The sequence below is a fragment of the Nonomuraea sp. NPDC049152 genome (assembly GCF_040648355.1).
Taxonomy (GTDB): Bacteria; Actinomycetota; Actinomycetes; order Streptosporangiales; family Streptosporangiaceae; genus Nonomuraea.
This window is the reverse complement of record NZ_JBEZDO010000028.1, coordinates 55,957-77,695: the sequence shown is the minus strand read 5'-3', so window position 1 is coordinate 77,695 and position 21,739 is coordinate 55,957. Positions and strand designations below refer to the sequence as shown.

The following is a 21,739-nucleotide window of genomic DNA, read 5'->3' as shown; positions in this document are numbered from 1 at the left end:
TGCTCAGAAGGCATAGCGGTACAGCCTTCCGACGATCTTGTAATAGAGGTTGCCGAGGTCGTCGGTGGCCAGACCGTCGAGGCCTGGCGTCTCGGGGATGAGCTCGGTGACCGCGTAGGTCGACTTCGCGATCTTGAACAGGTGGTCGCCCGCCGTGCCGTACACGTGGGCGGTGTCCTTGGCCGCCGTGCGCAGGTCGGCGTCGCGCCACTTCTCGGTGCCGACGTCGGAGAACTTCTTCGCGTGGTACACGAAGTCGCCGACGGCGGGGTCGAAGACGAACAGGTAGCCCTCGGCGAAGCCCCAGATCCTGCCGTCGACCACGGTGAGGTCGGTGATGGTGGTGGCGTCGGCCGCGGCGCCCGGCAGCCGCCTCGGGACCAGGTCGCCGGTGGCCGGGTCGTAGCTGAAGAACACCGCGGCCTCGGCCAGGGGATCGGAGGTGCCGAGCGCGCCGCGGGTGGAGGTGCCGCCGTAGACGAGCCCGTCGTGGTAGGCGAGCGAGACCACGGACTGGTCGGGGACGATGTTCCTGCGCACGGTGACGGCGCCGGTCGCCGGATCGTAGATCGACAGCGCGCCGTCGTAGCGTCCGTAGTCGGGCACGGTGCCGACGAACAGCTTGCCGTCCGGCGCGCCCGCGAGCGCGTAGGGCCGCGACTGGTGGTCGCCGGCCAGCGCGAACAGCAGCCTCGGGTTCGTACCGAAGTCCCATGGGCCGGCGGGGTCGTACTCGTAGACCTTGGCGCCCGGATAGGTGGCGACGTAGAGCCGCCCCTTGTGGCTCAGCATCGAGTCTGTCTGCGAGAAGCCCGCCCGGCGCATGAGGTCGGCGCGCAGGTCGTCCTCGTCGCCGCGCATCGGGTCGTGGACGCCCATGCCGCCGGTGAAGAAGGCCCCGCTGTAGATCTTCCCGTCGGGTCCCCCGGCGATCGCGTTGATCGCGGCGGGCAGGACGGGCGCGCCCGAGACCTCGACGGAGCGGGTGACGCCGCTGACCGGGTGGTACTTGAACAGGCGGGTCCTGTTGGCGGCGGCGCCCAGCGCGACCAGCGTGTGGTCGGCATCGCCCGCGAGCCTGACCCAACCGAAGGAGGTCGGGTCCATGCCGAGGTCGACGCCGACCGCGCGCTCGGTCTTCGAGGCGATGTCGTAGGCGTACAGGGCGGTGCCCTTGGCGTAGTAGACCTTGCCGTCGCGCTCGTCGGACAGGTCGGCCGAGGTGCCGGTGATCTCCGCCTCGAGGGTCGGGGTGGCGCCGGACATCGACAGCACGATCAGCGTGGTGTCGATCCTGGCGAACAGCTTGCCGCCGGTGAGCTTGAGTGTGGTGACCATGGAGCCGGCGCGCAGCCGCGCGGGCAGCGACTGCAGCAGGTCGGCCTTGGCTCCCGAGGTGTTGTCGAAGCGCACGAGCGCCGCGTTCGTCCCGGTGCCGAGGTAGGTCACGTTGGCGGCGGTGTCGTAGGCGATGCTGCGCACATACTTCTTGCCCGCCTGGATGGGGGTGGAGCCGATGGGGGTCAGCGCGCTGTCGGCCGGCTCGTACTTGAAGAAGGCGCCGGTGTCGTAGGTGCCGCCGTACACCTTGCCGTTGCGTCCGGGCGTCAGGCACCACACGAACGAGGCGGTGCCCGCCGCCTCGCCGACCAGGCTCACCGAGCCGGAGCCCGGGGTGTGCCGGTAGACGCCCGCGTTGCTGTAGGTGCCCAGGTAGACGGTGCCGTCGGTGGCCGTCGTCGCGGCCCAGCCGCCGGTCGCGCCGGGGATCGGCACACGCTGCACGGCGGTCTCGGTGTCGGCGTCGATCACGGCGAGCTGCGGGGTGTCGTTCTGGGTGCCGGTGTAGATGGCGTAGATCTTGTCCTGGTTGGGGCCGATGCCGAACGTCGTACCGTTGGGCGCGGAGTTCTCCACCTGGACCCCGAGGTTGGTGACCTGCGCGGTGAAAAGGATCTCGTCCCAGAAGCTGGTGCCGGTGCCGCCGACTCCCGAGTAGAGCAGGATGCTCGCGCGGGTGGCTCCCGCAGGAGCGGTGGCGACGACCCGTACGTCGCTCCACTCGTTCAGGGGCGCGGCGACCTGGGTGTACTCGGAGTCGACGAGCGTCGCACCGTTCCAGAACCGCAGGTAGAGGTCGGCGCGCCCGCCGGCCAGGTAGACCTTGGCGAAGGCGACGTAGGTCTTCCCTGCGGTGACGGGCACCTGCCCGCTCTGCAGGCCGACCGCGGCGTCGGCGGAGGTGTCGGCGAGGCGGGCGCTGCGCGCTCCGCGCCAGGCCCGCTCGGTGCTGGGCGAGACGCCCGTGGTGCCGTGTGACTGGGTCCAGCCGGTCAGGGCTGAGGAGCCTTCCTCGAAACCGTGGTTGGCGATCCTGACGTCGGCCGCTCGGGCGGCGGAGGGGATGACGAGGGCGGTCGCGAGCAGGACGACGAGGCAGAGGACACGGGCTAAGCCGGAGCGCAGATGCATGACGCGTTCCTCTCTGGAACGAGCACAGCGAGGCCCGACCCATTACGGGCCGGACCGATATTGCGCCATTCGTACCATGCGCGGAAACGATCGAGCAAGACCCATCTTGCGCACATTCGCGCAACGACAGTGCGGCATGCCGTCGAGCCGGTAGCGCCGCCGCCCTGGCCCGCCTCTCATCGTCCAAGCTCAGACCCGGCGCCTTGTCACGACGGTGAAGGCCTGCCGCTCTGCCGTCGGGCCTGCTCGACGACATCGCGAATCGCATCGATGACGAGCCGCGGCCGGTTGTTCTGGATATTGTGGTCGCTGTTCGTCTTCGTGATGTGCCTCGCGCCGGGAAACTCCCGCGCGAGACTTTTTTGCGCGGCCATTTGCGCCCGCCAGAAGACGTGAGGATAGTCCGCTGGGGCACCGGCCGGCAGGCGCGCACGGAATGCGTCGACGTCGAATCGGTCTCCTGACAGCACGACCACGGGAATCTTCGGCGGCGGAGGCGCGGCGCGGACCTGGTCGAAGACGGTCGCAGGATCTTGTCTTTCGACATCCTTCCACTGGGCGACGCGCTTCTCGTCGTCCTTACGGATCAGCGCAAGGAAGATTTCGAATTGCTCGGGCGTGAGCTCCGACTGCAGAAACTCCGCCTCCGCGTCGACGAGCACAAGACCGGACACCTCGTGCGGGTACTCGCCTGCATAGATCCTGACGATCGGACCGCCTGCCGACCATCCGACAAGCACGTAGGGGCCACGCACGTGTGCCGCCTTCAACAGCGCACGCAGGTCGGCGACGTCACCCTCCGGCGTGGTGGGCTGCGACACCGGCGTCGAGGTGGTGAACTCCCCGTTCTCCCGTGCCGTTCCCGGGCGATCGTAGGAACAGACTCTGGTGAACTCTCCGACTCCGGGGTAGACGGCGGAGGGGCTGGGTTTCCTGGTACCGGCGGAGTCGGTCACATGACTCCAGGTATCGGCGGCGGCGACGAGGCCCGGCACGAGAATGACTGTGGGAGACCCGCTTCCGCGACATTCCATATACATCTTGCGGCCACCGCCGATGTCGACCAGCCGCGAGAAGGCCGCCGCGGCTTTCGTACCGGTGCTTGCCGATGGCGTGGAATTCGTGGTGGCCGTGCCGCATGCCGTGATGAGCAGGAGACCGACCAACCCAAAGGATCCCCTGCGCGGACCGCGCCGGTGAACCAGATGGGATTGACTCATGTCCCTCCGTCGCGATCGTTTGTCAGCGCATCATGGAGTGATTCCATTATCGGCCTCGACCGACGAATGACCCCTGCCGCCGGCCTCGCGTAGACACCGTGAGCTGAACGGGCGGCGAGCACCCCGATGCCGCGACCAGGTCGGATTTGATCTCAAGCGTGGTTGAGGTTGCAGGATCGAACCCCACCCATGGAGACGAAGGAACACGCACGTGATCGAGATCTTCACCGATGTGCTGTGCCCGTGGTGCTACATCGGCAAGCGCCGCGTCGGGGCGGCGCTGGCGGACCTTCAGGGCCGCGACCGGCCGGAGCTCGTCTGGAGGAGCTTCGAGCTGGACCCTGGCGCGAGCCGGACGCCGGGCGAGACGGCCGCAGAGGCGATGGTCGCCTGGTGGGGTGACCAGGCGCCCGCCAGAGTAGCGAAGATCCAGGCCATCGGCGCCGCGGACGGCCTGGAACTCGACCTGCACGCCGCCCGTCCCGTCAGCAGCTTCGACGCCCACCGGCTGTCCCACCTGGCAGCCGACCACGGCCTGGCCGACCAGATGATGGAGCGCCTGTTCCGCGGCTACCACACAGAAGGGCTCGACGTGGCCGACCTCCGGGTGCTGGAACGTCTGGGCGTCGAGGTGGGACTGGAGGCCGCCGAGGTGCGCGACATGCTGGCCGGCGACGCCTACGCCGCCGACGTCAGGGCCGACGAGCGCCGCGCCGCCGAGCTGGGCGTCAGCGGCGTCCCGTCGGTCGTGATCGACGGGGGTCCGCCCTTCTCCGGCGTACAGCCTCCCGCCGCGCTGCGCGCCCTGTTCGAGCAGGCCGGCCGATCACGGGTGTGACGCGGCCAGCCTGACCAGCCGCCGCAGCGACCAGCGCATGAACGCCCTGGCCACGGGTCGGATCAGCGGGCCGAGCGGAAGCGTCAGCTCCTCGGCCCAGATGAGGCGGCCGCCCGCGATCCTGAACACACCCGTGCCGCGCACCAGCAGCCCCGTGTGCGTGACCGCGACCCTCGTGGGCGGCTCCCACCTGGTGATGACCATCGTGTCGACGAAGCCGAGCCGCCAGAGCCCGGTGAAGGCGGCCAGTTCGCTGCCCACGCCTCGCCCGTCGCCCGCGACCACGTGGGCGGTGGTCAGGAACATCCACTCGGGGTGCCTCGGCCAGTCGGTCAGAACCTGGAACAGCCGCTCGGCGGGCACCTCTGCCGGGACGGCGACGGCCATGCGGGTCGGCATGATCCCTACTGTACGGCCGGCCCCATGCCCGCCCCGCGCAGCAGCCGCCCCGCCAGCTCGGCCAGCGCGGTGGGCAACTCGGGCGGTTCGTGCACCTCGAACTCCACGCCGAGCATCCCGATGAGGTAGGCGATGCCTTGCAGCGAGTCGGCGCCGAGGTCGAGCAGGCACGAGTTCTCGTCGATGGGGGTGAGCGTGCCCTTGGTGGGGCTGACGCTCTGCCGTACCCGCTCGATGGGGGCGTGCACGGTGACACGGGCACGGTAGCGGTAGACGGAGCTGCTGACCCTGCGGGAGATGTAGTCGGCCAGGTCGTCGGCGGGCGGCCGCCGCGCGGGGAAGCGGGCGCCGAGCGTGGGGGCGGCGACGCGGTCGACGCGGAAGGTACGCCAGTCGGACCTGTCGACGTCCCACGCCAGCAGGTACCAGCGGCGCCCGAGGTGGGCCAGGCGCAGCGGCTCGACCTGCCGCCGGGCCGCCTGGCCCCGGAAGTCGAGGTAGTCGAAGCGCAGACGCTGCCGGTCGCGGCAGGCGCCGGCGATCGTGGTGAGCGTGGTGTGGTCGACCTGCGGGAGGCCGCCCTCCATCGTGACCGTGGCGTCCTGCAGCACGCTGACGCGGTGGCGCAGTCGAGAAGGCAGCACCTGCTCCAACTTGGCCAGCGCCCGCACCGAACTCTCCTCGATGCCGGCGACCGTGCCCCCTGCGGCGGTGCGCAGGCCGACGGCGACCGCGACCGCCTCCTCGTCGTCGAGCAGCAGCGGCGGCAGCGCCGCTCCCGCGCCGAGGCGGTAGCCGCCCGCCACTCCCCTGGCCGCGTGGACCGGGTAGCCGAGCTCGCGCAGCCGCTCGATGTCGCGCCGGAGCGTGCGCACGTCGATCTCGAGGCGTTCGGCCAGCTCGGCGCCGGTCCAGTCGCGGCGGGACTGGAAGAGCGACAGCAGGCGCAGCAGCCGGGTTGGTGTCACGGTCTTCATATTAAGGGCGGGAACTGTCCTTTATTGGTTCTACTGTCGAAGCATGGAAATCAAGGAGTTCCGCATCGATGTCCCGCAGGCCGACCTCGACGACCTTCGCGAGCGCCTGGGCCGTACCCGGTGGCCCTCGGAGATCCCGGGCCAGGGCTGGAGCCGCGGCGTCCCCACCGGCTACCTCCGAGAGCTGGTGACCTACTGGGCGGAGCGCTACGACTGGCGCGCGCAGGAGGCGCGGCTGAACTCCCTGCCGCAGTTCACCACCGAAATCGACGGCACGAACGTCCATTTCGTCCACGTCCGCTCGCCGCGCGAGGACGCCACGCCGCTGATCCTCACGCACGGCTGGCCGGGGTCGATCGTGGAGTTCCTCGACGTCATCGAGCCCCTGTCCCAGGACTTCCATCTGGTGATCCCCTCCATCCCCGGCTACGGCTTCTCGGGGCCGACCGGCGAGGCGGGCTGGGACCTCAAGCGGGTGGCTCGGGCGTGGGCGGAGCTGATGAACCGGCTCGGCTACGAGCGCTACGGCGCGCAGGGCGGCGACTGGGGTTCGGGCATCTCGCGCGAGCTGGGCATCGCCGAGCCCGATCGGGTGATCGGCGTACACGTCAACTTCCTGCTCACCTTCCCCTTCGGCGACCTGTCCGAGCTGAGCGCCGAGTACGACTCCTTCGAGGACCGGTCGGGATACCTGAAGATCCAGGCCACCAGGCCGCAGACCCTGGCGTACGGCCTGCACGACTCGCCGGTCGGTCAGCTGGCGTGGATCGTGGAGAAGTTCAAGGAGTGGACCGACTCCAAGGACGTGCCGGAGGACGCGGTGGACCGCGACCGGATGCTCACCAACGTGATGATCTACTGGCTGACCGGCACCGCAGGCTCGTCGGCGCAGCTCTACTACGAGTTCGCCCAGTCATGGGGCATGCCCGAGCGCCTGGAGGTGCCGACCGGCGTCGCCGTCTTCCCCAGGGAGAACGCCAAGCCGGTGCGAGCGCTGGCCGAGATGACCAACGCCATCGTGCACTGGAGCGAGTTCGACAGGGGCGGCCACTTCGCCGCGATGGAGGAGCCCGACCTCCTGGCCGCCGACATCAAGGCGTTCTTCAGCCGAATCTGACGGACGGCCGCTTGCCGGGCTCCGCGAAGGCGAGGAGGCCGACGGCCTCGGCCTCGATCTCCTCGCGCTGGGCCGCGGTCAGCGGGCCGAACGGCGAGACGGTCACCTCGGTCTTGTCGCGCTTCCAGATGCCGTGGACGTAACCGTCGACCAGGACGGTGCCGTGGACCTGGCCGTTGATCGTGATGACGCTCTTGCGGTGCTCGTCGGAGATGACCCTGGTGCGGTTGGCGTGGCTGAGCAGCAGGTTGTCGAAGGGCGCGACCAGGCGCACGGGCGCGGGTGTGTCCTCGTCGGGGCGCGGCGCGTCCGGCAGGTCGAGCAGGCCGCCGCCGAGGTCGACCAGGTCGAGTCCGGCCGCCGCCGCGCGCAGCCCGGTCATCCCCGACCAGGCCTGCATGTCGGCGACCGTGGCGGGGCCGAAGGCGGCGAGGTAGCGCCGCAGCAGGTGCTCGATGGCGGGCTCCGGGTCGAGGTCGCGACCCAGCCACGCCTCCACGGGCGTGAGGACGGCGTCGCCCGCCTTGCCCCACACCGCCCGTGGCGGCACCTGGACCATGGGCAGCAGCCAGCGAAGGATCACCGGCAGGTCGCCGGGGGCGGCGTCGGGGAAGCTCTCCGCCAGCAGCGGGGTCATGGCCTTCACCGACAGCGGCCGCTCGGTCAGCAGCGCCCTGCCCGCGGCGACCACGGCGTCGTGGTCGATGCCCTTGACCCGCCTGGTCGTCAGAGCCCGCGTGAGCATGGGCTGGATGAGCGGCCTGATCGCCAGGCAATCGCGAGCGCTGACCAGGTGGACGGTGCCGCGCATCAGCGTGATGCGCACGACCTGGCGGTCGACCAGCAGCTCGGCCAACTCCTTCGGCTGGAAGGCCGCCATGCGCGACCAGAGCCCGAAGTAGGGCGGGAACGGCGCCTGGGCCTGCAGGCCGACGAGGTGCTCGATGACCTGCGTCGGGCTCATCGCGTGCCGGCGAAGCAGCAATTGCCTGGCGAGAGTGGCGCGGTTGAGCGCCCGCTGGCTGATCACGGCACCCACCCTAGGGCGCGCCACCGACAGTCGGCGGCGCGGGACGGTCTGGCCGCCGCGCTCGCCGCCGGCTTCGACCGCCGCCTGGTCCTCACCCTCACAGTGGGATCCCTAGGACAGGAAGCGCAGCACGGCCAGGACGCGGCGGCTGTATCCGGTGGTGTGGGACAGGCCGAGCTTGTCGAAGACGGCGTTGACGTGCTTTTCGACCGCGCTCTGCGACACGAACAGCGCCTCGGCGATTGAGGCGTTCGTGTAGCCCTGCGCCATGTGCTCGAGCACCTCGCGCTCGCGCGGGGTGAGCCTGGTCAGCGGGTCGGCCTGCGCCGTTCGGGCCAGCAGTTGCCGTACGACCTCGGGGTCGAAGGCGGCGCCGCCCCCGCCGACGCGCTCCAGCGCGTCGAGGAAGTCGGCCACCTGGGCCACCCTGTCCTTCAGCAGGTAGCCGACGCCCGCCACGTCGCCCGTCATCAGCTCGGTGGCGTACTTCTTCTCGACGTACTGCGACAGCACCAGCACTTTGACCGCGGGCCAGCGGCGCCTGATCTCCAGCGCGGCGCGCAGCCCCTCGTCGGTGTGGGTGGGCGGCATACGCACGTCCACCACCACGATGTCGGGCCGGTCGGCCGCGACCGCCTCGATCAGCGCGTCGCCGTCGCCGACGGCGGCCACGACGTCATGGCCCTCTTCGGCCAGCAGCCTGGCCAGTCCCTCCCGCAGCAGCGTCGAGTCCTCGGCGAGCGTCACCCGCACGGCAGCTCCGCCCTCACCACGGTCGGCCCGCCGAGCGGGCTGGAGACGGAGAAGGAGCCGTCGAGCGCGGCCACCCTGCGCGCCAGGCCCGACAGCCCGCCACCCGAGAGGTCGGCCCCGCCCTTGCCGTCGTCTTCGATGTTCACGGTGACGATCCTCGCATCGGCCGAGACGTTCACGGTGATCAGGGCCGCCTCCGCGTGCTTGGCCGCGTTGGTCACCGCCTCGCACACCACGAAATAGGCGGCCGTCTCCACCTCGCGCGGAGGCCGCCGCGGCAGTTCGCACACCAGCTTCACCGATACGGCCGAGCGTTCGGCCACCGCTGCCAGCGCGTCGCCGAGGCCGAGGGTGTCGAGGCCGCTCGGGTAGGCCCGCCATGCCACCTCGCGCAGCTCCGCGAGCGCCAGCTGGGCCTCCTCGTGCGCCTGCTCCAGCAGCTCGGCGCGGCCCCGCTTGGCTCTGCCGATCACCATGGCGAGCGCGACGAGCCGCTGTTGCAGGCCATCGTGCAGGTCGCGTTCGATGCGGCGGCGCTCGGCGTCGACGGCGGCCAGGACGCCTGCCCTGGTCTCGGCCAGCTCGGCGATCCTGCGTTCGAGCGCCTCGGTGGAGTGTGGGCCGAGCGTGTGGAGGGCGAGCCGCCGTTCGAGGGCGTGCACGCCCACGATGCCCGACAGGTCGAGGAAGAGCAGCACGACGCCCGCGACCAGGAAGTAGGCGAGCAGCCCCGGGGTCATGAGCATTCCGTCGATCGCCTCGCCGTGGCCCCACGTCCACAGCGCGCGCACCCCGGTGACCAGGCCGATGACCAGCAGGGTGACGACGATGCCGCCCAGGATGCCGACGGGCGCCCGCAGGGCCAGGTAGCGCAGGGCCTGGCCGCGGGAGAAGCCGCCCACCCGCACTCGGAGCCTGCGCGCCTCCATGTCCGCGACGCGGGTGGCGACGGCGGCCATGCGCGGGTGGGTGAGCACGGGGAGCGCGATCAGCTCGGCGAGGGCGGTCAGCGCTCCCAGCGTGACCCTAGCGACGATCCGCATGACGGCCCTTTCGGCGTTCGGCCAGCCGTACGCCGACGAAGACGAGGACGGCCAGCACCACCGCGCCGATGACGAGGTTGGTGCCGATGCCGACGTAGCCCTCCACCAGCGCCCAGTTGTCGCCGAGGAAGTAACCCGCCATCACGAAGATCGTGTTCCAGATCGCGCTGCCGAGGGTGGTGAACAGCAGGAATACCCCGAGCGGCATGCGCTCCACCCCCGCGGGAATGGAGATCATGCTGCGGAAGATCGGGATCATCCGGCCGAAGAACACCGTCTTCACGCCGTGCTTGGCGAACCACTGCTCGGTCTTCTCGATGTCGGAGACCTTCACCAGCGGCAGCCGCTCGGCGATCGCCACCACCCTGTCCCTGCCCAGCAACGCCCCGATCAGGTAGAGGGCGAGCGCGCCGACGACCGAGCCCGCCGTGGTCCACACCAGCGCCTCGATCAATCCCATGCCGCCCCTGCCCGCGGTGAATCCGGCCAGAGGGAGGATCACCTCGCTCGGCAGTGGCGGGAAGAGGTTCTCCAGCGCGATGGCGAGCCCAGCGCCCGGCGCGCCCATGGTTTCCATCAGCCCCGTCGCCCAACCGGCGATCCCGTCGTTAGAAGTCATGCCCCAGAGCCTATGAGTGATCGAATATGCCCAGAATGAGGCCAACTTCCGAATTGATCCTGTGGTAAACCTCAGCTACAGCGTACGGTACGCTGTACGGCTATGCGGGAACTCCTTCGGCACGCGGCCATCTTCGAACCGGGCGACCCGCCCAGGGCAGGCACCGTGGCCTTCCTCGACCCAGCAGGCGACGAGACGGTCACGATCGCGGAGCCCGAAGGCCCTCGTGAGACCTCCGTCACCCGCGTCCCCGTCACCGACGCGGTCGCGCTCCTCAGCAGGGCCCGCGCCGACCAGAGCGCCGACCCGGCCAGCAGGTTCTGGGGCGCGGTGGCGCTGCTGGCGCTGCAGATCGTCGCCAAGGGACGCATCAGGCCAGGTGTGAGCGCCGGCGACTACGCCGCGTGGCGCGCGGGTCCGCTGGACGCCGCCGACATGGCCAAGGTCAGGGAGCTGGCCGACGCGATGCCCGCCACGGCGCGGGCCGTTCCCGTGCCGTCGGCGCCCGGCCTGTTGCCGGACGCGGAGGGCCTGGTCCGCGCCTTCCTCGACGCGGTCGCCGACGGCATGCCGCGCTCCCCCGGCGCCGTGCGCGCCGTAGGCGTGCCCGCCTACTCGGCCGCCAAGCCGGTCAAGACGCCACAGCTGCGGGAGTGGGCCGCCGACCCCGGCGTACGGCTGTCGCTGCGGATCGAGACCGGCGGCGCCGAGCACTCGAGCTTCCGCGCGGTCGTGCAGCTGCACAGCATGGCCGACCCCTCGCTCGTCGTGGACGCCGCCGAGCTGTGGGCGGGCCGCGACCAGGGACTCGGCCCGAGGGCGAAGGTCGACGCGGTCGTCGAGCTGCGCAGGGCGGCCCGGCGGTGGCCGCCGCTCGAGCGGCTGCTCGACGCCGAGGTGCCCGACGAGCTCGACCTGTCCGACGAGGAGGTGTCCGACCTGCTGTCCGGCGCGGCCAAGGGCATCGACGTGCACTGGCCGCGCGAGCTCGTACGCGGGGTCGGCGCCAGGGCCGTGCTCGGCGGCGAGTCCAGCGGGCTGTTCCGCTTCGACTGGCATCTGACGCTCGGCGACGACGAGCTGACCGCCGCCGAGATGGACCGCCTGGCCGAAGCCCACCGCCCCGTCGTACGGCTGCGCGACCAGTGGGTGCTCATCGACCCCGAGCTGGCCCGTAAGGCCAGGAACCGCGAGATGAAGCCGCTGACCGGCATCGAGGCCCTCGGGGCAGCGCTCACCGGCACGGCGCTCGTGGAAGAGGAGGAGATCGAGGTCTCCCCCGGCCCCGCGCTGGATGAGCTGCGCGGCAGGCTGGTCGCCGAGCCCGTGGAGCCGCCCAGCGGGTTGGCCGCGACGCTGCGCGACTACCAGCTGGCGGGTTTGCGGTGGCTGGCCCAGATGACCTCGCTGGGGCTCGGCGGCTGCCTGGCCGACGACATGGGCCTGGGCAAGACGATCACGCTGATCGCGCTCCACCTGCACAGGAACAGCGGCCCGACGCTGGTCGTCTGCCCCGCCTCGCTCCTGGGCAACTGGGAGAGGGAGATCGCCAGATTCGCCCCAGGGGTTCCGGTGCGCCGCTACCACGGCGCCCAGCGCACGCTGGCCGACACCGGCTTCGTCCTCACCACCTACGGCACCATGCGCGTCGACGCGGAGGTCCTCGCCGAGCACACGTGGGACCTCGTGGTGGCCGACGAGGCCCAGCACGTCAAGAACCACCGCTCCGGCACCGCCAAGGCGCTGCGCGAGATCCCCTCGGCCGCGCGCGTCGCGCTGACCGGCACGCCGGTGGAGAACACGCTGTCGGAGCTGTGGGCGATCCTCGACTGGACCACGCCTGGACTGCTCGGCTCGCTCACCCGCTTCCGTACGCGCTGGGAGCCGCGACCCGAACGGCTCGGCCGCCTGATCGCGCCCTTCCTGCTGCGCCGCAGGAAGTCCGACCCCGGCATCGCGCCCGAACTGCCGCCCAAGACCGAGACCGACAGGCCCGTCTCGCTCACCAGGGAGCAGGCCGCGCTCTACGAGGCGACCGTGCGCGAGCTGATGTCGTCCATCTCGGCGGTCGACGGCATGGCCAGGCGTGGCCTGATCGTCAAGCTGCTGACAGGACTCAAACAGATCTGCAACCACCCCGCGCAGTTCCTGCACGAGAAGGATCCCGTGCTGGAAGGCCGCTCGGGCAAGCTCGAGCTTCTCGAAGAGCTGCTGGAGACCATCCTCGCCGAGGACGGAGCGGTGCTGATCTTCACCCAGTACGTCACGATGGCCCGCCTGCTGGAGCGCTTCCTCGCCGGCAGGGGCGTCGCCACCCAGTTCCTCCACGGAGGCACCCCCGTGGCCAGGCGGGAGGAGATGGTCAAGCGGTTCCAGGACGGCGCGGCCCCCGTCTTCCTGCTCTCGCTCAAGGCCGCGGGCACCGGGCTCAACCTCACCCGAGCCGACCACGTCATCCACTTCGACCGCTGGTGGAACCCGGCCGTCGAGGACCAGGCCACCGACCGCGCCTACCGCATCGGCCAGACCCGTCCCGTCCAGGTACACAGGCTCATCGCCGAGGGAACGGTCGAGGACCGCATCGCGACGATGCTCGAAACCAAGCGATCGCTGGCCGAGGCCGTCCTGTCCAACGACTTCACCGAACTCACCGACGCGGACCTGCTCAACCTCGTGGAGCTGCGATGACCGCCGCCAAGGGATTTCCCGCCTTCGCCCCGCAGCGCGCCGGCGCCCGCTTCGCCACCTCGTGGTGGGGCAGGGCGTGGCTCAAGGCGCTGGAGGACACCTCGCTCGACCACACCCTCCTCGCCAAGGGGCGCGCGTACGCCAAGACGGGGCAGCTCGGCCCCATCACGGTCAGCGCGGGCCGCATCGCGGCGGTGGCCGAGGGCGAGTACACCGCCGCCGTGCACGTCGCACCCGTGGCGCCGGCCTTCGTCGAGCAGATCGCCGCCAAGGCGGGCCATCTGGCCGCGCTGCTGGACGGCGATCTGCCGTACGACCTGGTGGAGCTCCTGCCAGGCGTCGGCGACCTGGAGCCCGAGTGCGACTGCCCCGACTGGGGTCACCCGTGCAAGCACGCCGCCGCCCTGTGCTACCAGGCCTCGTGGCTGCTCGACCGCGACCCGTTCCTGCTGATGCTCATGCGCGGGCTGGACAAGGACGACCTGATCGCCTCGCTCCAGCGCGCCACCGCGCCCACCGGCACCCCCGTCGCCGAGGCCTACGCCCACGGCACCCCTCCGCTGCCGTCCTTGGCTCTCACCGATCCCCCCTTCTGCGAGCCACTCGAGGTGGAGCCCGCGCCGGGCATCGACCCCGCCGCCCTGCGGGTGCTGGCCGCCGACGCGGCCCTGCGGGCCCGCGAGCTGCTGGTGTCGGGCGCCACGGCCGTACTCACCGAGTTCCACGACAGGGTACGGCTGGCCGCCACCCACGACCTCGACATCGGCCTGCCCGCCGCCGTCCAGTCGTGGCGGTACGGCGGCTCTGACGCCCTCGACACGCTCACCACCTCGTGGAACCCGCCCAAGCAGGCCGTCGCCCGCGCAGGATGGCAGCTGCCCGGCTTCGAGGTCAGCCGCAACCACTGGACTCTCGGCGACGTCCAGGTCCGCTACGGCAGGGACGGCCGCTGGTACCCGTTCGTCGACTCGGACGGCGACTGGTTCCCCGCGGGCCCGCCGGAGCCCGACCCCGCCACCGCCCTCGCCGCCACCCAACCCGCCGACTGACGACCCCACGGGGGACCCGCCACAAGGGGGCAGGAGGGCCGGTCGCCGCTCTCCGAGCACGTGGGAGAGCGGCTGAGATCCGCTGGTGGCCGTCCCCTGGCTCAGGCGGCGCGCAGCGGCCGCCAGGCGAGCGCGGTGATGGCGGCCGTGGCGGCTGCTGCTGCCTGCCAGCCCGCCGGCGCCGAACACGGTGAGCAGGAGGCCGTAGCCGACCTCGGTCAGCCCCAGCCGCTGCTGTGCGTGAGAGGGGTCAGTGGGCCACGGTGGCCACGATCTTGCCGAACTGGTCGCCGGACTCCATGTGGCGGTGGGCCTGCACGATCTCCTCCAGCGGAAACAGGCGATCCACCACCGGCCGGAAGGCTCCGGTACGCAGGCCCGAGGCGACGAACGCCTCGGCGCGGCGTAGCCGCAGGGGGTCCTTGGTGGTCTCCAGCACCGTGTAGGTGCGCACGTTGAGGGCGGGCATGCCCAGATCGAACCCCGGGTACGGCGTCGGCTGCCCGCTCAGCGCGCCGTACAGGAAGAGCGTGCCGCCCGGGGCCACCACCCGCGCCAGGTCGGTCACGCCCGGCCCGGCGACGGCGTCGAAGACGTACTCGACCCCCTTGCCGCCGGTCAGGGCCAGCAGCCGGGCCGGCACGTCCTCCTCGTCGGAGACGATCACATCGGCCGCACCCTCTTTGAGCAGGCGTTCCTTCTTGGCGCTGGTGCGGGTGACGGCGATCGGCGTGGCACCCATCCGGTTCGCCGTGTGGATCGCGGCCAGGCCGACGCTGCTGGAGGCGGCGGTCAGCGCCACCACATCACCCGCTCGCATTCCGCCCACTTCCACCAACGCGCCATATGCGGTGAGGTAGGGCATCCACACCGAGGCACCGGACACCGCGTCCACACCGTCGGGCCGGTGCAGGAGCGCGGCGGCGGGGACGATCGCCCGCTCGGCGTAGACGCCGTAGTCGTTCTGCGAGAAGGCCGGCACGCTGCTGACCGCCTGCCCCTCCTCGAACCCGATCACGTCAGGGCCGACCGCCTCGATCACACCGGCGGCCTCGGCGCCGAGCCTGGCGGGCAGTCGCTTGACCGGCTCGATGTACTGGGCACTCCGGAACAACGCCTCGGCCCTGTTGATCCCGATCGCGTCCACCCTGATCCGCACCTCGCCCGGTCCCGGCTCGCCTGTCTCCAGGTCCTCCAGCCGCATCACCTCGGGCCCACCGATCTCGTGGAACCGCACAGTCCTCGCCATGCCACCCTCCTCAGCTCGCTGTCAACGCGAGTCACTGTCGCGCAGAAGTACGACCGCTGTCAAACTTTGATGAGTGTCGTACTATTGGAGCCATGGGACGTACGCCGCCACACCCAGAGGTGTCGCAGTTCGACCTCCAGCAGGTGCTGGAGGCCCTCGTCGATCCGGTACGCCGGAGCATCGTCACGCAGCTCGACGCCGCCGACGAGGACGTCAAGTGCGGCGGCTTCGACATGGCGGTCAGCAAGTCCACCGCCACGCACCACTTCAAGGTGCTGCGCGAGGCGGGCCTGATCCGGCAGTACTACGTCGGGACCTCGCGGATGAACGCCCTGCGCCGCGCCGAGATGGACGAGGCGTTCCCCGGCCTGCTCGACGCCCTCACCACGCGCCAGGCGACGGGCCGCTGACTCCTGGTTCCGCCGGAGCAGGAGTCAGCGGCAGGAGCGGGACCGCGGTGCGGTGCAGCGTCATCGAGGGTCGCCATCGGCCGAGTCGGCCAGGTCGGCGAACGGCAGGGGGCAGTCAGGGCAGGTGCAGTGGGTGAGGCTGTCGTAGCGGGCGGCCACCACCTGGGTGAGAGCCGCCCGGATGCTGCCCAGGTCGGCGATCTTGGCGTCCACCTCGGCGATCTTCGCCTGGGCGCGGGCCCTGCCTGGCTCTACGCCCCCACGTCCGCTGGTCTGATCAATGGGCCGCCGCGCTGGCCGGCGGTTCCTGAACGGCCTCCGGCTCCTTCCACTCGACGCGGCGCGGCTCCCGCGCCAGCACCAGTACCGCGACCCCGGCGAGCAGCCCCACGACCCCCGCGAAGAGCGCCGCCGCGTTCAGGCCCGAGGCGAACGCCGTCCGCAGCACATGCTCGGGTGCCCCCGCCATACGCAGCCCGGAAGCGCCGCCGCCCGCGAGCGCATGGGCCTGGCCACGGGTGAGCGTGTCCGCCATGCGGGAAGTCAGCACCGTGCCGAAGACGGCGACGCCGAAGGCGTATCCGAGCTGCCGGAACGTGTTGACCGCACCGCCCGCCATGCCCGCGTGCTCGGGCGGCACCGTGGCGAGCGCGGCACCCGCGAGCGCCGGAGACACCAGTCCCACGCCGACACCCGCCAGCACCAGCCCCGGCAGCAGCACGGCCCACGAGGAGCCCGCGTCGAGTACGGCCTGCGCGAGGGTGCCTGCGCCGATCAGTGCCAGGCCGGCGCCGAGAGTCACGTGATGCCGCACCCTGTGCAGCAGCCGGCCGCCGATCGCCGCCACCACGAACCCCGTCGCGGCCAGCGGCAGCGTGGCGAGACCGCCGAGCAGCGGGCTCAGCCCCAGCACCGTCTGCAGCCAGATCGCGGTGTACGGCAGGACGGCGAAGGCCGCCGCGTTGTAGGCGAGCGCCCCCGCCATCACACCTGTGAACGCGGGGTTCCTGAACAGCGACAGGTCCAGCAGCGGATCGGCCACCCTGCGCTCGACGAGCACGAAGCAGACCAGCGCGAGCGCCGCGAGACCGAACATGGTCAGCGTGTGCGCCGACGTCCACCCGGTATCGTCCGCCCGCACGACCCCGTACGTCGACGCACCTGCGAAGCACGCGAACGCCGTCGTGCCCGCCCAGTCGATCCGCCGGCCCCGGGCGGTACGCGACTCGGGCACGGTGCGCCGGGTCAGCCAGATCGCCGCCACGCTCACGGGCAGATTGATGAAGAAGATCCACCGCCAGCCCGGCCCTTCGGTCAGCAGTCCGCCGGCCAGCGGGCCGATCGCCGCCGCGGCACCGCTGACCGCGCCCCACAGACCGAGCGCGACCGAGCGCTGCCTGCCCTGGTACACCGTACCGAGCAGCGGTAGTGTGGTCGCGAACATCGCGGCCGCGCCCACCCCTTGGACCCCGCGCGCGGCCACCAAGGCCATGGGCGACGACGCCAGTCCGCAGGCCAGCGAGGCCACCGCGAAGAGCGCGACACCCGCCACATGGACCCGGCGCCTGCCCAGCAGGTCGGCGGCGGCGCCTATGCCGAGCAGCAGCGCGGCGAGCGCCAGCGCGTAGCCGTCGATGACCCATTGCAGATCCGAGAGCGACGCCCGCAGCGCCCGCGCCATGTCGGGCAGCGCCACCACCACGATCGAGACGTCGAGCAGCAGCATGAACGTTCCCAGACTGACCGCGATGAGCGGCCCCCACTTGCGCATGTGTTCCCTCCCCGTACGGCCCGCACGGCGCGGGCTTCCCGTACGATCGGGCAGGCGAGGTCGATGCCTCCAGCCAGAGCGGGCTGCGCGCCGGAATCCGACATGGGGAGTGGCTGTAAGCGTGGAATCCCACGGAACCGACGACATCGATTGGAAGCTGCTGCACGCCCTGGAGCTCGATCCCCGCGCCTCCTTCAGCCGGATCGCCACCGTTCTCGGCGTCTCCGACCAGACCGTGGCGCGCCGCTTCCGCAGACTGCGATCCGAGGCCGGGCTGCGGGTCGTCGCCGTCCGCTGCGCCTCCGTCCAGCAGGGCTTGGAGCACTGGATGCTACGGCTGCGCTGCACGCCCGAGGGGGCAGCGACGATCGCGGACGCGCTGGCCAGGCGCCCCGACACGACGTGGATCAGCCTCACGTCGGGCGGCACGGAAGTGGCCTGCACGGCCAGGACCCGCACCCGCCGCGACAGCGACGACCTGCTGCTCGGCAAACTGCCGCGCACCCCGCACATCGTCGAGATCCGCGCCCACCAGCTGCTGCACCGTTTCTTCGGAGGCCTGACCGGCTGGTTCTCCAAGGCCGGGACGCTCACCCCCGCCGAGATCGCCGCGCTCACCCCGGAGCCGCACCCGGACCCAGGGCCAGCCCGGATCGCCGAGGAGGACGAGCCGCTGGTCACCGCCCTCGAGCGTGATGGACGCGCCACCTATGCGGAGCTCCAGAACGCGACGGGCCGCTCCGAATCCGCGATCAGGCGCAGGCTGGCCCAGCTCGTTGGCTCCAGGGCGATATACATCGACGTCGAGTTCAATACCGAGCATTTCGGCTTCCATAACGCGGCGATTCTGTACGTCACCGCCGCGCCGCGGTCCCTGCACGCGGTGGGCGAGGCCCTGGCCGGTCATCCGGAGGTCACTTACGCCGCCGCGACGACGGGCTCCTCCAACCTGATGGCCGTCGTGGTCACCAAGGACACCGCTCACCTTTACAACTATCTGAGCGGCACGATCGGGATGCTCGACGGGGTCGAGCACGTGGAGACCATGCCGTTCGTGCGGAGGGTCAAGCAGCTGACGTATCAGCCGTTCCGCGGCTGACTCCACGCTCGGCCCGTATCCGAAGGCGGCGAATCTCGGGGTGCGGGTAAGGCTCGAACCACCAGCCGCAAACCACGGTGTATAGGTGGGCTCGCCGTGCATCGTCCTGCCGAGATGACTGGCGCGAGGGAGGAAGTGGGATGACCAGCGTTAGACAGAAGACGGGATGGCTGGCACCAGGGAGACGAAATGAGCGGGCGATCCGGACCGTTCTGGGATGCGGTGGAGGGCCGAGCGCCGTTGCCTCGCGCGGCGGCCACCTTGGGACTGCAGTTCCTCAGCGCGGACGTTGAGAACGGCACGATCGAGCTATCGTTCACGGCAACCGACGACTTCACCAATCCCACGGGCAACGTCCTGGGAGCCTTCGTCGCGGCGATGCTCTACGACACCGTGGGGCCCGCACTCCTCGCCACGCTCCAGCCCGACCAGTTCCAGTCCACCCTCGAGCTCAAGGCGAGCTTCCTCCGGCCGGCTCGCCCTGGCCGGCTCATCGGCAGGGGCCGCGTGGTTCACCGCCGAGGAGATGTGGCCTACCTGGAAGCCTCGCTCATCGACTCCAACGAGGCGATCATCGCCACCGCCACTGCCACGGCGCGGATCATCGCCCTCGACGCGGCGGCAGACGCGCCCTGACGTCACCGTCACGCCAAGACCGGGCATGTTCGTGTCCACCACCGGCCGACGAACGTGCCCCCGCAATGGGCACCAAGCCTGCCCGCGGCCGTGGGCCGGCACCGGCCTGCCGGAGACGCAGTAGACCTGGTTGGTCAGCCCGCGTCGCTGACGCTCATGCCGATGTTGGTGGCGACGGTGATGGCCTGGACGGGGTCGATGATCGCGCCCGCCACCTCGCTGCCGAAGGGGTCGAGCGAGGACAGGTCGCTACCGCGCAGGTCGCAGCGGGTGAAATCGGCCTTGCTCAGCCAGGCGCCCGACAGGTCGACGCCCCGCACCTTGGATCCCGCGAAACGGGCGCCGGTCAGGTCGGCCTCCCGCATCCGCACGTCGGTGAAGGAGGCATTGCGCAGGTCGGCCCCCGGCATCCCCACGAACGACCAGTCGCCGCCCACGACCTTCATCAGGTCGTAGGTCGAACCGTCGAACATGCTGCCCACGAACTTGCACCTGGTGAAGGTCGTGTCGAAGAACGACGTCCTGGTGAAGGTGCAGTTGATGAAGCCGGTCTCCTCGTGGGTGGAGGCGTTGAAGCGGCAGTCGCGGAAGGTGCACTCGACGAACTCCGCTCCCCTGCTGACCGCCTCCGTCAGGTCGACGTCGACGAACGCCACCCGCCGATGCTGCTCGCCCGACAGGTCTCCGCTGTCCCAGTCGGCCGAGTTGACGGTGGAGTCGGTCGGCGGCGCGGGGACGCCGTGCTTGCGGTCAGCCATGGGAGGAGAGCCTAGACGGGGGTGCCGACATTTCCTTGAGCGCTCTCAGCGTCGCGGTCAGTTCCTCCTGCAGGATGCGGCCGGCCGCCTCGCCGTCCCCCTTCTCGATCGCTCCCACGAGGCCGGCGTGCGAGGCGTCACCTGTGTTGGGGTCGTGTGACCGGAGCCCGAGCAGGTCGACCAGGTCCACCAGGCCCTGGCGCAGCGCGGGCACGAACTCGCCGAACAGGTCGGTGAGCACGGGGTTGCGCGCCGCCGCCACCACCGCGGCGTGCAGCGCGATGTCGGCGTCCACGAAGCCCGCGTCGTCTCCCGAGGCCGCCGCCCGCCTGGCCGCCAGAGCGGGTGCGGCCTCGCAGCAGCCGGGGCAGGAGACGGGCGGTGCCGGTGGCCCAGTGGACGTACTCGATCGCGCCGCCCTTGGAGCGGACGCGGCCGCGCCGGAACTCCAGGTCCAGGTCCTCGATGTTGAGCGACAGGAGTTCCTCAGCGCGGGCGGCGGTCTCATACAGCATCCGCCACAGCACCCGCTCGCGCAGGCCGTGCCGGTCGTCGGTGAACAGCTTGTCCAGCCGGCCGCGCGGGATCGAGCGGTCACCGCGGCGGACGGGCTTACGGCGCTCCAGGCGGCGGGCGGGGTTGGTGGCGAGGATCTCCTGTCGCCCTGCCCAGGCGGTGAACGACGTCAATGCCGACAGGTGCCGGTTCCAGGTCGCGGCCGCCGCACCGTCCCACCGGTCCATCACCGCGGCGTAGTCCTCGGCCGTCAGCACGGCGGCGGGCTCGTTCCCGGCGAGCGCCGTGAGGCGTGCGAGGGTCTCGGCGTAGCTGTCACGGGTGGTCTTGGTCTGGATGGAGTCGAGATAGCGGTCGACGGCGGCTGCGACGCTCTCGCCGCCGACGGCACTGCGTCCCGGTTCGGCGGGCGGGGCGGGGAACTCGAGGATCGACACTCGGGCCCCCCTTAGCCGATGTGACACATAACGTTGCCGAGTCGGGTCCGCCTCGGCGGCCGGCGAGCTGGGCGTTCGTCCGGCCCGCCAGGTAATTCTGTGTCACATTGCTCGAGGGCGGCGAGTAGGGTCACCAGTCAGGCTGGCGAAGCGGTCGGACTACGAGCCTGGCCCGTTGGCGGCTGCGGCGGCCGGCGATCTGATCGTCCGTTGTGCGCAACTACAACCCGTACCGAGGTCTCCATCACCCGCTGACGCGCGGCTGAGCGAACCGCGCCACCCGCCTGCACGTCTACCGGATATGCGAATAGTTCCAGCTGCGGTGCTCCTCGTGCTCGCGCCGGCCTGCGGTTCCGCCCGAGCGCCGGTCACTGCTGACGAGTTCACCGACCGCGCCCGCGAGGTCGCCGAACGCTGGCAGAGCTCGGCGGAGCGCGAGCCCTGGATCGAGGGTTCGTCCCGCTGCGGAACCTGACCGTAGAGCCCGATTGGAGGCGCATACCCCGGTGGGTCGGACGGAGCACGATCAACAGCGCCTGGAAGCTGGAAACCGAACTCCCGGCCCAGGCGCCTGCCCCGGCCGAGCTGCGCTGGGCCGATGGGAGCACGCTGGGCGTGCCGGTTTTGGCGGCTACAGCTGCCTACGCCGGGCTCAGCA

At 70.9% G+C, this 21,739-nt stretch carries 20 protein-coding genes and 1 pseudogene; 7 read left to right on the top strand and 14 right to left on the bottom strand.

The features are described from left to right. Nucleotides 1-3: 3 nt before the first annotated feature. A complete protein-coding gene (locus tag AB0B45_RS38140) occupies nucleotides 4-2,472 on the bottom strand; it encodes a hypothetical protein (RefSeq protein WP_358141137.1) in 2,469 nt (822 codons plus the stop codon). Nucleotides 2,473-2,678: 206 nt separating this feature from the next. Beyond that, nucleotides 2,679-3,638: an alpha/beta hydrolase gene (locus AB0B45_RS38135; RefSeq protein WP_358141133.1), complete on the bottom strand. Its 960-nt coding sequence runs from the start codon at nucleotides 3,636-3,638 to the stop codon at nucleotides 2,679-2,681. Nucleotides 3,639-3,903: 265 nt separating this feature from the next. On the opposite strand from AB0B45_RS38135, the gene AB0B45_RS38130 reads away from it, so the two are divergent. Next, nucleotides 3,904-4,530 carry a DsbA family oxidoreductase gene (locus AB0B45_RS38130; protein WP_358141130.1) on the top strand — a complete coding sequence of 209 codons (627 nt, stop codon included), beginning with the start codon at nucleotides 3,904-3,906 and terminating at the stop codon, nucleotides 4,528-4,530. Here the strand turns inward: AB0B45_RS38130 and AB0B45_RS38125 are convergent. Continuing rightward, the gene (locus AB0B45_RS38125; protein ID WP_358141127.1) at nucleotides 4,519-4,929 is read right to left on the bottom strand and encodes an SRPBCC family protein; all 411 of its coding nucleotides are present in this window, start codon (nucleotides 4,927-4,929) and stop codon (nucleotides 4,519-4,521) included. The two genes, AB0B45_RS38130 and AB0B45_RS38125, sit on opposite strands and share 12 nt — an antisense overlap. Nucleotides 4,930-4,934: 5 nt before the next feature. Continuing rightward, nucleotides 4,935-5,897 carry a YafY family protein gene (locus AB0B45_RS38120; protein WP_358141124.1) on the bottom strand — a complete coding sequence of 321 codons (963 nt, stop codon included), beginning with the start codon at nucleotides 5,895-5,897 and terminating at the stop codon, nucleotides 4,935-4,937. Nucleotides 5,898-5,949: 52 nt separating this feature from the next. On the opposite strand from AB0B45_RS38120, the gene AB0B45_RS38115 reads away from it, so the two are divergent. Next, on the top strand, nucleotides 5,950-7,023 hold the full coding sequence (locus AB0B45_RS38115) for an epoxide hydrolase family protein (RefSeq protein WP_358141121.1): 1,074 nt from the start codon (nucleotides 5,950-5,952) through the stop codon (nucleotides 7,021-7,023). On the opposite strand, the gene AB0B45_RS38110 is transcribed toward AB0B45_RS38115, so the two are convergent. The 4 genes from AB0B45_RS38110 to AB0B45_RS38095 form a co-directional block, all read right to left on the bottom strand. Further along, entirely contained in the window at nucleotides 7,010-8,053 is a 1,044-nt protein-coding gene (locus AB0B45_RS38110) for a winged helix DNA-binding domain-containing protein (protein WP_358141118.1), read from the bottom strand. The two genes, AB0B45_RS38115 and AB0B45_RS38110, sit on opposite strands and share 14 nt — an antisense overlap. 111 nt (nucleotides 8,054-8,164) lie before the next feature. Next, nucleotides 8,165-8,806, bottom strand: coding sequence for a response regulator transcription factor (locus AB0B45_RS38105; protein WP_358141115.1), 642 nt, complete (start codon nucleotides 8,804-8,806; stop codon nucleotides 8,165-8,167). Then, nucleotides 8,797-9,849 (bottom strand): histidine kinase, encoded by a 1,053-nt coding sequence (locus tag AB0B45_RS38100; RefSeq protein ID WP_358141112.1) that lies wholly within the window; start codon nucleotides 9,847-9,849, stop codon nucleotides 8,797-8,799. Before AB0B45_RS38100 ends, AB0B45_RS38105 begins: the two co-directional genes overlap by 10 nt. Further along, nucleotides 9,833-10,468: a DedA family protein gene (locus AB0B45_RS38095; RefSeq protein ID WP_358141110.1), complete on the bottom strand. Its 636-nt coding sequence runs from the start codon at nucleotides 10,466-10,468 to the stop codon at nucleotides 9,833-9,835. Before AB0B45_RS38095 ends, AB0B45_RS38100 begins: the two co-directional genes overlap by 17 nt. A 102-nt stretch (nucleotides 10,469-10,570) precedes the next feature. Between AB0B45_RS38095 and AB0B45_RS38090 the strand changes: the two genes are divergently transcribed. Both AB0B45_RS38090 and AB0B45_RS38085 read left to right on the top strand, forming a co-directional pair. Continuing rightward, entirely contained in the window at nucleotides 10,571-13,156 is a 2,586-nt protein-coding gene (locus AB0B45_RS38090; protein ID WP_358141107.1) for a DEAD/DEAH box helicase, read from the top strand. Beyond that, nucleotides 13,153-14,205, top strand: coding sequence for an SWIM zinc finger family protein (locus AB0B45_RS38085; protein ID WP_358141104.1), 1,053 nt, complete (start codon nucleotides 13,153-13,155; stop codon nucleotides 14,203-14,205). The genes AB0B45_RS38090 and AB0B45_RS38085 overlap by 4 nt, the downstream gene beginning before the upstream one ends. A gap of 250 nt (nucleotides 14,206-14,455) precedes the next feature. Here AB0B45_RS38085 and AB0B45_RS38080 read toward each other — a convergent pair whose 3' ends face one another. After that, nucleotides 14,456-15,454 carry a zinc-dependent alcohol dehydrogenase family protein gene (locus AB0B45_RS38080; protein ID WP_358141101.1) on the bottom strand — a complete coding sequence of 333 codons (999 nt, stop codon included), beginning with the start codon at nucleotides 15,452-15,454 and terminating at the stop codon, nucleotides 14,456-14,458. A 92-nt stretch (nucleotides 15,455-15,546) separates the two neighbouring features. On the opposite strand from AB0B45_RS38080, the gene AB0B45_RS38075 reads away from it, so the two are divergent. Continuing rightward, nucleotides 15,547-15,864, top strand: coding sequence for a helix-turn-helix transcriptional regulator (locus tag AB0B45_RS38075; protein WP_358141098.1), 318 nt, complete (start codon nucleotides 15,547-15,549; stop codon nucleotides 15,862-15,864). Nucleotides 15,865-15,924: 60 nt separating this feature from the next. Here the strand turns inward: AB0B45_RS38075 and AB0B45_RS38070 are convergent, their stop codons facing one another. Next, a complete protein-coding gene (locus AB0B45_RS38070; RefSeq protein ID WP_358141095.1) occupies nucleotides 15,925-16,077 on the bottom strand; it encodes a hypothetical protein in 153 nt (50 codons plus the stop codon). Nucleotides 16,078-16,141: 64 nt separating this feature from the next. Beyond that, on the bottom strand, nucleotides 16,142-17,635 hold the full coding sequence (locus AB0B45_RS38065) for an MFS transporter (RefSeq protein WP_358141092.1): 1,494 nt from the start codon (nucleotides 17,633-17,635) through the stop codon (nucleotides 16,142-16,144). Between the two features lie 121 nt (nucleotides 17,636-17,756). Here AB0B45_RS38065 and AB0B45_RS38060 point away from each other — a divergent pair, with 121 nt between their 5' ends. Next, a complete protein-coding gene (locus AB0B45_RS38060; RefSeq protein ID WP_358141089.1) occupies nucleotides 17,757-18,734 on the top strand; it encodes an AsnC family transcriptional regulator in 978 nt (325 codons plus the stop codon). A 189-nt stretch (nucleotides 18,735-18,923) separates the two neighbouring features. Then, nucleotides 18,924-19,370: a PaaI family thioesterase gene (locus tag AB0B45_RS38055; RefSeq protein ID WP_358141086.1), complete on the top strand. Its 447-nt coding sequence runs from the start codon at nucleotides 18,924-18,926 to the stop codon at nucleotides 19,368-19,370. A gap of 134 nt (nucleotides 19,371-19,504) precedes the next feature. On the opposite strand, the gene AB0B45_RS38050 is transcribed toward AB0B45_RS38055, so the two are convergent. The 3 genes and pseudogenes from AB0B45_RS38050 to AB0B45_RS38040 form a co-directional block, all read right to left on the bottom strand. Further along, nucleotides 19,505-20,128 carry a pentapeptide repeat-containing protein gene (locus AB0B45_RS38050; protein WP_358141083.1) on the bottom strand — a complete coding sequence of 208 codons (624 nt, stop codon included), beginning with the start codon at nucleotides 20,126-20,128 and terminating at the stop codon, nucleotides 19,505-19,507. After that, the gene (locus tag AB0B45_RS38045) at nucleotides 20,121-20,423 is read right to left on the bottom strand and encodes an FCD domain-containing protein (RefSeq protein WP_358141080.1); all 303 of its coding nucleotides are present in this window, start codon (nucleotides 20,421-20,423) and stop codon (nucleotides 20,121-20,123) included. Before AB0B45_RS38045 ends, AB0B45_RS38050 begins: the two co-directional genes overlap by 8 nt. A 64-nt stretch (nucleotides 20,424-20,487) precedes the next feature. Then, nucleotides 20,488-21,081, bottom strand: a pseudogene (locus AB0B45_RS38040) (tyrosine-type recombinase/integrase); the annotation flags it as partial. Nucleotides 21,082-21,739 lie beyond the last annotated feature (658 nt).

Coding starts and splice junctions, on each gene's coding strand:
- AB0B45_RS38140 (WP_358141137.1), bottom strand. CDS start 2,472: ATGCATCTGCGCTCCGGCTTAGCCCGTGTCCTCTGCCTCGTCGTCCTG.
- AB0B45_RS38125 (WP_358141127.1), bottom strand. CDS start 4,929: ATGCCGACCCGCATGGCCGTCGCCGTCCCGGCAGAGGTGCCCGCCGAG.
- AB0B45_RS38115 (WP_358141121.1), top strand. CDS start 5,950: ATGGAAATCAAGGAGTTCCGCATCGATGTCCCGCAGGCCGACCTCGAC.
- AB0B45_RS38100 (WP_358141112.1), bottom strand. CDS start 9,849: ATGCGGATCGTCGCTAGGGTCACGCTGGGAGCGCTGACCGCCCTCGCC.
- AB0B45_RS38095 (WP_358141110.1), bottom strand. CDS start 10,468: ATGACTTCTAACGACGGGATCGCCGGTTGGGCGACGGGGCTGATGGAA.
- AB0B45_RS38090 (WP_358141107.1), top strand. CDS start 10,571: ATGCGGGAACTCCTTCGGCACGCGGCCATCTTCGAACCGGGCGACCCG.
- AB0B45_RS38085 (WP_358141104.1), top strand. CDS start 13,153: ATGACCGCCGCCAAGGGATTTCCCGCCTTCGCCCCGCAGCGCGCCGGC.
- AB0B45_RS38080 (WP_358141101.1), bottom strand. CDS start 15,454: ATGGCGAGGACTGTGCGGTTCCACGAGATCGGTGGGCCCGAGGTGATG.
- AB0B45_RS38075 (WP_358141098.1), top strand. CDS start 15,547: ATGGGACGTACGCCGCCACACCCAGAGGTGTCGCAGTTCGACCTCCAG.
- AB0B45_RS38065 (WP_358141092.1), bottom strand. CDS start 17,635: ATGCGCAAGTGGGGGCCGCTCATCGCGGTCAGTCTGGGAACGTTCATG.
- AB0B45_RS38055 (WP_358141086.1), top strand. CDS start 18,924: ATGAGCGGGCGATCCGGACCGTTCTGGGATGCGGTGGAGGGCCGAGCG.
- AB0B45_RS38050 (WP_358141083.1), bottom strand. CDS start 20,128: ATGGCTGACCGCAAGCACGGCGTCCCCGCGCCGCCGACCGACTCCACC.